Raw genomic sequence first — 12,344 nt, forward strand, 5'->3', positions numbered from 1 at the left:
CGGGTTAACCCGTGGTCCGGCCGTTGGAGCCTGCCTACGATCGCAGGATGACCGAAACGGCGAGGACGGCCCGCGCCGGCGTCCCCGAGCGTCCGACCCTGGACGGGCTCGAGGAGAGCTGGGCGCGCCGCTGGCAGGAGGAGGGCACGTACGCGTTCGACCGCTCGAAGAGGCGTGTCGACGTGTACTCGATCGACACCCCGCCGCCGACCGTATCGGGCGAGCTGCACATGGGACACGTCTTCTCGTACACCCACACCGACACGACGGCGCGCTACCAACGGATGCGTGGCAAGGCGGTCTTCTACCCGATGGGCTGGGACGACAACGGCCTGCCCACCGAGCGTCGGGTGCAGAACGTGTACGGGGTCCGGTGCGATCCGGCGCTGCCGTACGACCCGGTGTGGCGGCCACCCGCGACCCCGGTCGACGAGGCCGCCCGCCGCGACCCCACCCCGATCTCGCGGCGCAACTTCATCGAGCTGTGCGAGCGGCTGACCGTCGCCGACGAGCAGGTCTTCGAGGCGCTCTGGCGGCGCCTCGGGCTCTCCGTGGACTGGTCCCTGACGTACACCACGATCGGCCGGGTGGCTCGGGCGACCAGCCAGCGGGCGTTCCTGCGCAACCTGCACCGGGGTGAGGCGTACCAGGCGGAGGCGCCGACGCTGTGGGATGTCGGCTTCGCCACCGCGGTCGCCCAGGCCGAACTGGAGGACCGGGAGCGGCCCGGCGCCTACCACCGGCTGCGGTTCACCGCGCCCGGCGGGCGGGAGGTGCTCATCGACACCACCCGGCCCGAGCTGCTGCCGGCCTGCGTGGCGCTCGTCTGCCATCCCGACGACGAGCGGTACGCCGACCTGGTGGGCGGCACGGCGCGCAGCCCGCTGTTCGGCGTCGAGGTGCCGGTGTACGCCCATCCGCTGGCCGACCCGGCCAAGGGCACCGGCGTCGCGATGGTCTGCACGTTCGGGGACCTGACCGACGTGACCTGGTGGCGTGAGCTGCGGCTGGACACCCGGGTGGTGATCGGCCGGGACGGCCGGCTGCTCCCCGAACCGCCGGCCGGGGTGCCGGCGCAGCCGTACGCGGCACTGGCCGGGCAGACCGTCAACGGCGCCCGCCGGGAGGTCGTCGGAATGCTCGCCGACGCGGGCGACCTGCTCGGCGAGCCACGCCCGATCACGCACCCGGTCAAGTTCTACGAGCGTGGCGACCGGCCACTGGAGATCGTCTCGACCCGGCAGTGGTACCTGCGCAACGGCGGCCGGGACGACGAGTTGCGGGCGACGCTGCTGGCTCGGGGCGAACAGCTGCACTGGGTGCCGACGCACATGAAGCACCGCTACGACAACTGGGTGGGCGGCCTGACCGGCGACTGGCTGGTCAGCCGGCAGCGCTTCTTCGGGGTGCCGGTGCCGGTGTGGTACCGGCTCGACAACGCTGGCGAGCCGGACTGGTCCCAGCCTCTCACGCCGGACGAGTCCGCGCTGCCGGTCGATCCATCCACCGATCCGGCACCCGGCTACGACGAGTCGCAGCGCGGCCGGCCGGGTGGTTTCGTCGGCGACCCGGACGTGCTGGACACCTGGGCCACCTCGTCGCTGACCCCGCAGATCGTCGGCGGTTGGGAGACCGACCCGGAGCTGTTCGCCCAGATCTTCCCGATGGACCTCCGCCCGCAGGGGCAGGAGATCATCCGGACCTGGCTGTTCGACAGTGTGGTCCGCTCGCACTTCGAGCACGGCGTGCTGCCCTGGCGGGACACCGTGCTCTCCGGCTGGATCCTCGACCCGGACCACAAGAAGATGGCCAAGTCCAAGGGGAACGTGGTCACCCCGCTGGCGCTGCTGGAGCAGCACGGCTCGGACGCGGTGCGCTACTGGGCGGCCAGCGGCAAGCCCGGCATGGACCTGGCGTTCGACCGGGCGCAGATCAAGGTCGGCCGGCGGCTGGCCACCAAGCTGCTCAACGCGTCGAAGTTCGCGCTCGGGTTGGGGGCCGCGGACGCGCTGCGCACCCCGGCGACCGCGCCACTGGACCGGGCCATGCTCGCCGAGTTGGCCACCGTGGTCACCGCCGCGGGCGCCGCCTTCGACTCCTACGACCACACCGCGGCGTTGCAGGTGACCGAGGCGTTCTTCTGGCGGTTCTGCGACGACTACATCGAGCTGGTCAAGGAGCGCGCGTACGGCACCGGAGCGGCGGCCGACTCGGCCCGGGCCGCGCTGGCCTCGGCGCTGTCGGTGCAGTTGCGGCTGTTCGCCCCGGTCCTGCCGTACGTCACCGAGGAGGTCTGGTCCTGGTGGCGGTACGGCTCGGTGCACCGGGCGCCCTGGCCCACCACGCACGAGGTGGCCCGGACGATCGACGGAACGGGCGAACCGGCGCTGCTTCGGCTGGCCGGCGACGCGCTGAGCCAGGTGCGGCGGGCCAAGTCGGAGCGGAAACTGTCGATGAAGGCGGAGGTGCCGCTGGCCGAGGCGCTCGGCCCGGCGGCGCTGCTGGACCAGCTCACCCTGGTCGCCGACGACCTGCGCGCGGCTGGCCGGATCGGCAAGCTCGATCTGCTCCCCGATCGCACACCGGAACTCGTCATCGCCTGCGCCTTCTGACCGGTGCGGAAGGTGCCCTCCGCGGGGAGGGCACCTTCCCAGCAGCTCACCAGCCGCGCAGGAAGCGCAGGCCGAGCAGGAACGAGACCACCGCCGGCCCGACCAGCAACGTGATCGCCTGGAGCCGGTACGGCATCCGGTGCCGGGTCAGTTCCACGGCGTTGCCCAGCACGATCGCCCCGGCCAGCATCAGGAACGCACCCCACCAGCCGGTCTCCAGGTGGATCAGATCCACCCGGATCAGTTGCAGGGTCAGACCGAGCAACGCGCCGGTGAGCGCGAGCAGGGCAACCGCCCGGTGCAGGCCACGGGCCAGCGGGTGGGCCGCCCGCCACAGGTAGGTGCCGGCGACCGCCAGGCAGGGCAACGTCACCAGCACCGGCCAACCCCGGCCCATCACGCTGAACATCAACAGCGCGCCCACCGCGAACACCAGCGCGCCGACGCAGGCGATGACGTACCCGGCGAAGGCCCGGCCCCCACCCCTGGCCAGCAGCGGCCCTCCGCTTGCCGCGATCAGCGCGCCCGGGATCAGGATGAAGCCGGCCCACCAGTGGAACCGTCCGCTGCCCTGGGCGGCCGTCGCGACGGTGGCGCAGGCCAGTCCGGCGACCGCCAGGCTGGTCAGCCACGGCCGGCTGCTCCGGGAGTACGGCTCAGCCAACGACACTCGCTCCGCTTCGACGCTCACGCCCACCAGCCTGGCGCGCGACGCCCCGCCCGGTCCATCCGGCCAGCCCTACCGCCGGACGGTGGCTGGCCGGAAGACCGCGCCGCACCGACCTCAGCTCGTCTCGCCGGCCACGCTGAACGAGCGCAGACGGTCGATGGCCAGCACGGTGAAGCCGATGCTGACCAGCGCGGTCATCACCGCCGCCACCGGCACCGACACCGTGGTCTCCAGCAGCCCGGTGGGGGCGAGCCGGTCGGCGAGGGCGATCACGTACTGCTGGATGGAGAGCACCTTGGTGCCGCTGACGAAGTTGCCCAGCAGCCCCTCCCAGATCAGCACGTAGACCAGGCCGAGGAGCACCGGCCGCCGAGTGACCAGGCTGAGCGCGAGGAACAGCGCCGAGTACGCCAGCGCGCCGAGCGCCGCCGCGGCGGCCAGCGCCAGGCCGAGGCGTACCGAATCGGCCAGCACGCCCGCCACGTAGAGCGGCACCGCGACGGTGACCGCGGTGACCCCGGCGGCCACCGCGAGCTTGGGCAGCACGATCTGCCACCGCGGCAACGGCTTGGTCAGGATGTGCACCACCGTGCCGTCGTCGATCTCGGCGCCCAGCACACCGGTGCCGATGATCAGCGCCACCACCGGCAGCACCACCGCCAACCCGAGGCCGACCAGCACCGGCGGGCCCCACTCGCCCGGGTCGACGCCCAGCGACCGGCAGAGCACGGCCAGCCCGAGCAGCACCAGCGGCAGCGGGAGCAGCAGCAGGAACCGCCGCCGGCCGAACAGGCCGCGCGCGGTGATCCAGGTAATGGTCGACATGTCAGGCCTCCACCAGGTAGGAGAAGACGCTCTCCAGGGACTCGTCGGACGGCACCAGCTGGCGCACCCGGATGCCCCGGGTCAGTGCGATCCGGGGCAGCGCCCGGGTGAAGGCGCCGTAGTCGCCGGCGCGCACGGTCAGGCCGGTGCGGTCCAGCTCCACGCCGCTCACCGAATCCTCGGCGATCAGCGCGACGGCCAGCGCCCGGTCGTCGGTGGAGCGCACCGCGAAGACGTGCGGGCGATTGGTCATCAGCCGCCGGATGGTCCGGAAGTCGCCGGAGGCCGCCAGTCGGCCGGCCACCATCACCTGCACCGTCCCGGAGACCTGCTCGACCTCCTCCAGGATGTGCGAGCTGAACAGGATGGTCCGGCCGGCGTCGCCAAGCGTGTGCAGCAACTGCATCATGTGCAGTCGCTGGCGCGGGTCCATCCCGTTGAACGGCTCGTCGAGCAGCAGCACCTGCGGGTCGTGCACCAACGCGGCGGCCACCCGCGCCCGTTGCCGCATGCCCTTGGAGTACGTGCCGATCCGGCGGTCCTGCGCGGACTCCAGCTCCACCAGGTCGATGGCCCGCCGGGCCGCCGCCGCCGGATCGGCCAACCGGTGCAGCTTCGCGCTGGCCAGCACGAACTCGTACGCGGTGAGGAAGCCCTGCACCGCCTCGCGCTCACTGACCAGCCCCAGCCGGCGGTAGACGCTCGGGTTGCGCCAGGTCGGCTCGTCGTCGAGGGTCACGGTGCCCCGCGACGGGGCGAGGAACCCGGCCATCATGTGCAGGAGCGTGGTCTTGCCGGCGCCGTTCGGGCCGAGCAGCCCGGTCACTCCCGGCCCGAGCGCCATGCTGATGTCGTTGACGGCGACCACGTTGCCGTACCACCGGGACACCCCGGTCAGGCTCAGCGTGCTCATCAGGAGGCGACCTTCCGGTAGCGGGCCAGCAGGAGGGCGGTCGCGCCGGCGACCAGCAGTAGCGCGGCCAGGGCGTAGACCGGGCCGAAGCCGCCGATCGACGGGCCGCCCTGGTCGCCCTCCACGAGCAGATCGCCCAGCGACCAGATGCCCACGCCCTGCACCAGGGTGGAGGGCGAGGCCAGCCCGGCCAGCTCGTTGGCCGTACGCGACGGCAGGATGCTCAGCGTGCCCACGATCGGGGTGGTCATCAGGAAGACGGCGACCACACCACCGGCGGCGAACGCGCGCTTGCCGGTCAGCGACGCGACCAGCAACCCGACCGAGGCGAAGACCACCGCCCACAGCCCGGCGTAGAGCAGCCCGGGCAGCAGGTCGAGCAGCTCGTTCCAGACCCCGCGCATGCCGTCCTTGGTGGTGAACGCGGCGCCCAGGAACATCACCAGCTGGGGCCCGCCGAGCAGCAGCCAGAGTGCGGTGACCAGCGCCAGCAGCTTGGCCACCGCGTAGTCACCGCGCGGCAGCGGTCGGGAGAAGTACAGCGGCAGCACCCCGCTGCGCAGGTCCCGCGAGACCAGCTCCGGCGCGGCCACCGCGACGAAGAAGAGGACCAGCCAGCTCATCGAGTCGGCGAACTGGGCGTACGTGGCGACCGGTTCGCCGATCTGGCTGCGTACGGCGGCCAGGGCCACCGCGACCAGGGTGACGATGCCGACCACCAGCCAGGGGAAGATCTTGGCCTTGGCGCTGCGCCCGAACCCGAACGCGGTGCGCAGCCCGTGCAGATAGAGCGCGCCGAAGACGTGCCGGCGGCCCAGCCGCGGACCCTCGTAGCGCTGGTAGCCGATGTCGTGGATGACGCCCGTCGGCGTGGAGCGCACCGCGGCGGTTGACAGCTCAGGCATGGGAGAGCTCCCTCGTGGCGAAGAGTTCGGCCACCCGGTGCCGGCGCTGGTCCAGTCGGTGCAGCGGCAGGTCCAGCTCGGCGACCGCGCCGAGGATCAGGTCGTAGGTGCTGTCGTCGGCGAGTGGCACGAGCAGCAGCCGGCCGTCCCGCGCCACCGGCAGGTCGAGCGCGGCGAGCCGGGCGGCGAGTTCCTCGGTGCCCTCGCTGACCTCCACGGCGAGCACGTCGGTGGCCGAGGTCATGGCGGAGATGTGGTCGGCGCGCAGCAGCTGGCCGCCGTCGATGGCGATCAGCGTGTCGCAGATCCGTTCCACCTCGCCCAACAGGTGCGAACAGACCAGCACGGAGATGCCGAACTCGGTGCCGATGCGGTGCACCAGCGCCAGCATGGCGTCCCGGCCGGCCGGGTCGAGGCCGTTGGTCGGCTCGTCGAGCAGCAGCAGGTCGGGGTCGTGCACCAGCGCCTGCGCCAGCTTGACCCGCTGCTTCATGCCGGTGGAGTAGCCGCCGACCGGGCGGTAGCGCTCCTCGTAGAGCCCGACGTGCCGCAGCGCCTCGGAGGCCCGCTCGCGGGCCGCGGTGCGCGGCAGGCCGCTGATCCGGCCGAGGTGGGTGACCAGCTCGGCGGCGGACAGGTCCGGCGGGAGGCAGTCGTGCTCGGGCATGTAGCCGACCCGGGCGCGGACCGCCGCCGGGTCAGCGGTCGGGTCGAAACCGAGCACCGAGACCTGACCGCTGGTCGGGGCGATCAGGCCGAGCAGGATCTTGATCAAGGTGGATTTGCCGGCGCCGTTCGCGCCCACCAGGCCGATGATCCCCGGCTCGACGGCGACGGTGAGGTCGGCGAGCGCGGTGACCCGACCTCCGTACGTCTTGGTGAGCGACTGGGTCGCGATCAGTGTCACGATGCCCAGCGTAGGGAGTCGATGCCCCCCGCGGACACCGGCGCGCCCCCTGCACTCCCCTGATCTCGCGGCGGCCGACCCCTAGGGTGCGCCGCCCCGATTCCGCGACGAGCGGTGGATCTGGAACCGACTGCGGTCGGCGGTGGGTCGCCGGATCCGCCGCTGACCGCCCGCCGGGTCGTGGAGTGGCGGCCTCGACCGATCGGCGGTCGGCTGCGAAACTGTGTGCCGGTCAGCGAGTGGGGGGTGTGGATGAGCAACGGCTGGGTGCTGCCCGACGAGGTGCTCCGGGACGCGCCGGCGTACACGCCGCGTCCGGGCGAGCTCGCGGATCTTGAGCTGCTGCTGACCGGCGCGTACGCCCCCCTGACCGGCTTCATGACCCGCGCCGATCTGGTCTCGGTCAGCCGACGCGGGCGGCTGGCCGACGGCACGCCGTGGCAGGTCGCGGTGGCCCTCCAACTGCCCGCCGCGCTGGCCCAGGGTTTCGATCCGCGCGATCCGGCCCGCCGGGCGCTGGTGCTGACCGACGGCGAGGGCGCGCCGGTGGCCGCCTTGGACGTGGCGGACGTCTGGCCGGTACGCGACGGCGTGGCCGGGGTGGGCGGCCAAGTCCGGCGGCTGGGTGACGGTGGCCACGGGCCGTTCCAGCGACTGCGCCGCAGCCCGGAGGAGGTCCGCGCGCTGCTGCCGCCGGGCCGGGTGCTCGGAGTGATCGCCGACCGGCCGCTGCACCGGCCGCAGCTTGCCCAGATCGCCCACGCCGCGCGCACCCTGGCCGCGCACCTGCTGGTGATGATCCCGGTCGGTGAGGGTGGCGTCGCCGGGCTCCCGCCGGAGGCTCTGGTGCGCAGCATCTTCGCCGCCCGGGACCGGATGCCGCCGGCCACCCTGGTCGCGGTGCCACTGTCGCACCGTCGGGAGGAGATCGCCGATGCGCTGCTGCGCGCACGGGTCTCCGCCGCGTACGGGGTCACCCACCTGCTCTCCACCGGGGAGATGCTCTCCGGAGCCGGGCTGCGGGTGCTGGTGCCGCGCGAGCTGGCGTACGACAACCGGGACGGGCAGTGGCGCTGGCGGGAGGACATCCCGCCGCGCAACCGCCGTCTCGCGCTGACGCAGGAGGAGATCGACGACCTGCTGGACCGGGGCTTCCCGCTGCCGGAGTGGCACACCCCGCCCGCGGTGGCGAAGGAGCTGGCCCGGGCCCGGCCACCGCGCCGGCACCGGGGCCTCGTGGTCTTCCTGACCGGGCTCTCCGGCTCCGGCAAGTCGACCATCGCCCGGGGCCTGGCGGACGTGTTGCGCGAGAGCGGCGACCGCACGGTGACCCTGCTCGACGGGGACGTGGTGCGCCGGGAGCTCTCCGCCGGGCTGGGCTTCAGCAAGACGGACCGGGATCTCAACGTCCGACGGATCGGCTGGGTGGCCGCGGAGATGGCCCGGCACCGTGGGGTGGGCATCTGCTGCCCGATCGCCCCGTACGCGGCGGCCCGCGCCACCGCTCGTGAGATGGCCCTGGCCGCGGGGGCCGGTTTCGTGCTGGTGCACGTCGCCACCCCGCTGGAGGTGTGCGAACAGCGAGACCGCAAGGGCCTGTACGCGCGCGCCCGGGCCGGCCTGCTCACCGGCATGACCGGCATCGACGACCCGTACGAGGAGCCGACGGACGCGGACCTGGTGGTGGACACCACCGATCTGAGCGTGCCGGAGGCGGTGCAGGCCGTGCTGCACCACCTGACCGAGACCGGCTGGGTGGAGATGAAGACCCCGTCCGCCTGAGCCGGCCGTACCCCGTTCCTTCCACCGCTACCGGCTACGCGCTAGTGTTCATCTTTGTTGGAACACGTTTGACCGCGTGAGAGTACGTGGACCCGGGAGGCACGGCGGATGCTCGCTCAGCAGCGGCAGGCGGCCATCCTGGAGCGGGTCCGGTCGACGGGCGGCGTCCGGGTGACCGAGCTGGCCACCGAGTTCGGCGTCTCCGACATGACCATCCGGCGCGACCTGGAGGCGCTGCACGAACGCGGCCTGCTGGCCAAGGTGCACGGCGGCGCCACGGCGGCCGGCCCGAGCTCGACCGACGAGCCGGGCTTCCACGCCAAGTCGGTCCGCCAGCTGCCCGAGAAAGCCGCCATCGCGGACCGGGCCGCCCAGTTGGTCCGGTCGGGTGCCGCGGTCGCGCTCTCCGCCGGCACCACCACCGCCGAGCTGGCCCGCAGGCTGGTGGACGTGCCCGGCCTGACCGTCGTGACCAACTCGCTGCCGGTGGCCGAGATCCTGCACGCCGGCGGCCGGCCGGACCAGACGGTGGTGCTCACCGGCGGCGTACGCACGCCCTCGGACGCGCTGGTCGGCCCGCTCGCGGTCGACGCCGTCCGGACGCTGCACCTGGACCTGCTCTTTCTCGGAGTGCACGGCATCAGCGAACGGGCCGGCTTCACCACCCCGAACCTGATGGAGGCGGAGACCGACCGGGCACTGGTCGCGGCGGCGGACCGGTTGGTGGTGCTCGCCGACCACACCAAGTGGGGCACGGTGGGCATCTCCTCGATCGTCGAGCTGGCCGCGGCGCACGTCCTGGTGAGCGACGACCGGTTGCCTCCGCCCGCGCGACAGGTACTCGAGGAACAGGTGGGCGAATTGATCATCGTGAAGGCGACGGGGGCGGGCCGCATGACGCGCACGCCGACGAGTGAGGGGACGGCGCAGTGAAGCGCACCGCGATCGACCTGGCCGACGGCCGGGAGCTGATCTACTTCGACGAGCGCGACGACGCTGTCCGCGACCAGGCGGACCGCCGGGACCTTCCGCCGCCGCCCCCCGCGTCCCAACTGCGCTACGACCCGCTGACCGACGAGTGGGTGGCGGTCGCCGTGCACCGGCAGACCCGCACCTTCCTCCCGCCAGCGAACGAGTGCCCGCTCGACCCATCGGTCGGCGACCGCCTGACCGAGATCCCGGCCCCCGACTACGACGTGGTGGTCTTCGAGAACCGCTTCCCGTCGCTGAGCGGCCGGGTGACCGACGAGCCCGGGGAGATCACCCCGTTCACGCCGGCCCGGCCGGGCCTCGGCCGGTGCGAGGTCGTCTGCTTCACCTCGGACCACAACGCCTCCTTCGCGAGCCTCCCCCCGAGCCGGGTCCGCACCGTTCTGGACGCGCTCGCCGACCGGACCGAGGTGCTCGGCGAGCTGCCCGGCGTGGAGCAGGTGTTCTGCTTCGAGAACCGGGGCGTCGAGATCGGTGTCACGCTGCACCACCCGCACGGGCAGATCTACGCGTACCCCTTCGTGACGCCGCGCACCCGGGCGCTGATGGCCGCGGCACGCCGGCACGCCGAGCGGACCGGCGGAGGCAACCTCTACGCGGACGTGCTGGCCGCCGAACGCGCTGCCGGCGACCGGGTGGTCGTCGAGAACGAGCACTGGACGGCGTTCGTGCCGGCGGCGGCCCGCTGGCCGTTCGAGGTGCACGTGGCGCCGCGCCGCGTCGTGCCGGACATCCCGGCGCTCAGCGACAGCGAGCGGGACGCCTTCGGGCCGCTCTACCTGGACCTGCTGCGCCGCTTCGACGGGCTGTTCGACATGCCGATGCCGTACATCGCCGCGTGGCACCAGGCGCCGGTGCGGATCGACCGCGAGCTGGGCCACCTGCACCTTCAGCTGTTCAGCATCCGACGCGCCAAGGACAAGTTGAAGTACCTGGCGGGCTCCGAGTCCGGGATGGGCGTCTTCATCAACGACATCTCCCCCGAACGCGCCGCCGACCTCCTGCGCGCCGCCTGAAGGAAGGGCCCCTTATTAACGCCGGGTGCATAGGAAGGGGCCCTTCCTAACGCCTGACACCCGGGAGACAGGGCGCGGGGGGCCCGGGACAGGGCCCCCCGCAGGGAAGGGACGGCTGGCTGTGCTCGACACAGCCGGGAAGGCTGGCTGATCGGCACGCATGCCGCGGGTCGACCGCGGTCAACCTTCCTGGACGCGACTGGCATCTCGTCCACCCTGGTCAACGAGGCGCGCCGGCCGGGGTGACGCGGGCGGTGTGTCGACCACGGACACGCCGGAGCCCGCCGGCGGGTGCCGACGGGCTCCGTTGCTGCGGTACGCGTGGATCAGGCGCCGATCTTGCGCGCCAGGTTCTCGTCGAGCGCGTTCATGAACTCGTCGGTGCTCAGCCACGGGGCGTCCCGCGAGATGAGCAGCGCGAGGTCCTTGGTCATCTGGCCGCCCTCGACGGTGTCGACGATGACCTGCTCCAGGGTGTTGGCGAACTCGGTCACCGCCGGCGTGCCGTCCAGCTTGCCCCGGTGGGCGAGGCCCCGGGTCCAGGCGTAGATCGACGCGATCGGGTTGGTCGAGGTCTTCTCGCCCTTCTGGTACTGCCGGTAGTGCCGGGTGACCGTGCCGTGCGCGGCCTCGGCCTCGACGGTACGACCGTCCGGGGAGAGCAGGACCGAGGTCATCAGACCCAGCGAGCCGAAGCCCTGCGCGACGGTGTCCGACTGCACGTCACCGTCGTAGTTCTTGCAGGCCCAGACGTAGCCGCCCTCCCACTTGAGCGCGGCGGCGACCATGTCGTCGATCAGCCGGTGCTCGTAGGTGATGCCGGCGGCGGCGAACTCGGCCTTGAACTCGTTCTCGAACACCTCGGCGAAGATGTCCTTGAACCGGCCGTCGTACGCCTTGAGGATGGTGTTCTTGGTGGACAGGTAGACCGGGTAGTTGCGGTCCAGGCCGTACCGGAACGAGGCCCGGGCAAAGTCCCGGATCGACTCGTCGTAGTTGTACATGCCCATGGCGATGCCGCCGCCGGAGAAGTTGGCGACCTCCATCTCCATCGGCGCGCCGCCGTCGGCCGGGGTGTAGGTGACGGTCACCTTGCCGGGGCCGGGGACGACGAAGTCGGTGGCCTTGTACTGGTCACCGTGGGCGTGCCGGCCGATGATGATCGGCTTGGTCCAGCCGGGGACCAGCCGCGGCACGTTGGACATGATGATCGGCTCACGGAAGACGACGCCGCCGAGGATGTTGCGGATGGTGCCGTTGGGCGACCGCCACATCTTCTTCAGGCCGAACTCCTCCACCCGGGCCTCGTCCGGGGTGATGGTCGCGCACTTGACGCCGACGCCGTGCTCCTTGATGGCGTTGGCGGCGTCGATGGTGACCTGGTCGTCGGTCTCGTCACGGTGCTGGATCGACAGGTCGTAGTAGTGCAGGTCGACGTCGAGGTAGGGCAGGATCAGCTGCTCCCGGATCTGCTTCCAGATGATCCGGGTCATCTCGTCGCCGTCGAGCTCCACGACCGGGTTGTTTACCTTGATCTTCGCCATCGGCCGGCGCTCCTCTCGGGGGACACGTGCTCAAGCAGTACGAGCGTACTGGAAACAGGCCGGCGGCCCCCAGCCGGCCTCGACCGGCCGGCGGAAACCGGGCTGCACGGCGCAGAAGTCTCCTGACATCATCGCCCGATGCCACTGAGCCGCACCCTCGGGTCTATCACGGTCACCGCG

The 12,344-nt window shown here is 72.2% G+C and carries 10 protein-coding genes; 4 read left to right on the forward strand and 6 right to left on the reverse strand.

Going from position 1 to position 12,344, the window contains the following annotated elements:
- Positions 1-47 precede the first annotated feature (47 nt).
- The gene (gene valS, locus ACWD5O_RS24650; protein WP_450086682.1) at positions 48-2,612 is read left to right on the forward strand and encodes a valine--tRNA ligase; all 2,565 of its coding nucleotides are present in this window, start codon (positions 48-50) and stop codon (positions 2,610-2,612) included.
- 46 nt (positions 2,613-2,658) lie between these two features.
- Here valS and ACWD5O_RS24655 read toward each other — a convergent pair whose 3' ends face one another.
- The 5 genes from ACWD5O_RS24655 to ACWD5O_RS24675 all read right to left on the reverse strand — a co-directional run bounded on the left by ACWD5O_RS24655 (position 2,659) and on the right by ACWD5O_RS24675 (position 6,832).
- Positions 2,659-3,303, reverse strand: coding sequence for a hypothetical protein (locus ACWD5O_RS24655; RefSeq protein WP_354964667.1), 645 nt, complete (start codon positions 3,301-3,303; stop codon positions 2,659-2,661).
- A 93-nt stretch (positions 3,304-3,396) separates the two neighbouring features.
- Positions 3,397-4,107 carry an ABC transporter permease subunit gene (locus ACWD5O_RS24660; RefSeq protein ID WP_354964668.1) on the reverse strand — a complete coding sequence of 237 codons (711 nt, stop codon included), beginning with the start codon at positions 4,105-4,107 and terminating at the stop codon, positions 3,397-3,399.
- Between the two features lies 1 nt (position 4,108).
- Positions 4,109-5,020, reverse strand: coding sequence for an ABC transporter ATP-binding protein (locus tag ACWD5O_RS24665; protein WP_354964669.1), 912 nt, complete (start codon positions 5,018-5,020; stop codon positions 4,109-4,111).
- Entirely contained in the window at positions 5,020-5,925 is a 906-nt protein-coding gene (locus tag ACWD5O_RS24670; RefSeq protein WP_354964670.1) for an ABC transporter permease, read from the reverse strand. The genes ACWD5O_RS24665 and ACWD5O_RS24670 overlap by 1 nt, the downstream gene beginning before the upstream one ends.
- Positions 5,918-6,832 carry an ABC transporter ATP-binding protein gene (locus ACWD5O_RS24675; RefSeq protein WP_450086683.1) on the reverse strand — a complete coding sequence of 305 codons (915 nt, stop codon included), beginning with the start codon at positions 6,830-6,832 and terminating at the stop codon, positions 5,918-5,920. Before ACWD5O_RS24675 ends, ACWD5O_RS24670 begins: the two co-directional genes overlap by 8 nt.
- Before the next feature lie 252 nt (positions 6,833-7,084).
- On the opposite strand from ACWD5O_RS24675, the gene cysC reads away from it, so the two are divergent.
- The 3 genes from cysC to galT all read left to right on the forward strand — a co-directional run bounded on the left by cysC (position 7,085) and on the right by galT (position 10,620).
- A complete protein-coding gene (gene cysC / locus ACWD5O_RS24680) occupies positions 7,085-8,614 on the forward strand; it encodes an adenylyl-sulfate kinase (protein ID WP_354964672.1) in 1,530 nt (509 codons plus the stop codon).
- 108 nt (positions 8,615-8,722) lie between these two features.
- The gene (locus ACWD5O_RS24685) at positions 8,723-9,547 is read left to right on the forward strand and encodes a DeoR/GlpR family DNA-binding transcription regulator (RefSeq protein WP_354964673.1); all 825 of its coding nucleotides are present in this window, start codon (positions 8,723-8,725) and stop codon (positions 9,545-9,547) included.
- Positions 9,544-10,620, forward strand: a complete 1,077-nt coding sequence (galT, locus tag ACWD5O_RS24690; protein ID WP_450086684.1) for a galactose-1-phosphate uridylyltransferase — start codon at positions 9,544-9,546, stop codon at positions 10,618-10,620. The genes ACWD5O_RS24685 and galT overlap by 4 nt, the downstream gene beginning before the upstream one ends.
- A 326-nt stretch (positions 10,621-10,946) precedes the next feature.
- Here galT and ACWD5O_RS24695 read toward each other — a convergent pair whose 3' ends face one another.
- Entirely contained in the window at positions 10,947-12,164 is a 1,218-nt protein-coding gene (locus ACWD5O_RS24695; protein WP_354964675.1) for an NADP-dependent isocitrate dehydrogenase, read from the reverse strand.
- Positions 12,165-12,344 lie beyond the last annotated feature (180 nt).

The sequence above is a fragment of the Micromonospora sp. NPDC005161 genome (genome assembly GCF_053599855.1).

Coding starts and splice junctions, on each gene's coding strand:
- valS (WP_450086682.1), top strand. CDS start 48: ATGACCGAAACGGCGAGGACGGCCCGCGCCGGCGTCCCCGAGCGTCCG.
- ACWD5O_RS24660 (WP_354964668.1), bottom strand. CDS start 4,107: ATGTCGACCATTACCTGGATCACCGCGCGCGGCCTGTTCGGCCGGCGG.
- ACWD5O_RS24665 (WP_354964669.1), bottom strand. CDS start 5,020: ATGAGCACGCTGAGCCTGACCGGGGTGTCCCGGTGGTACGGCAACGTG.
- ACWD5O_RS24670 (WP_354964670.1), bottom strand. CDS start 5,925: ATGCCTGAGCTGTCAACCGCCGCGGTGCGCTCCACGCCGACGGGCGTC.
- cysC (WP_354964672.1), top strand. CDS start 7,085: ATGAGCAACGGCTGGGTGCTGCCCGACGAGGTGCTCCGGGACGCGCCG.
- ACWD5O_RS24685 (WP_354964673.1), top strand. CDS start 8,723: ATGCTCGCTCAGCAGCGGCAGGCGGCCATCCTGGAGCGGGTCCGGTCG.
- ACWD5O_RS24695 (WP_354964675.1), bottom strand. CDS start 12,164: ATGGCGAAGATCAAGGTAAACAACCCGGTCGTGGAGCTCGACGGCGAC.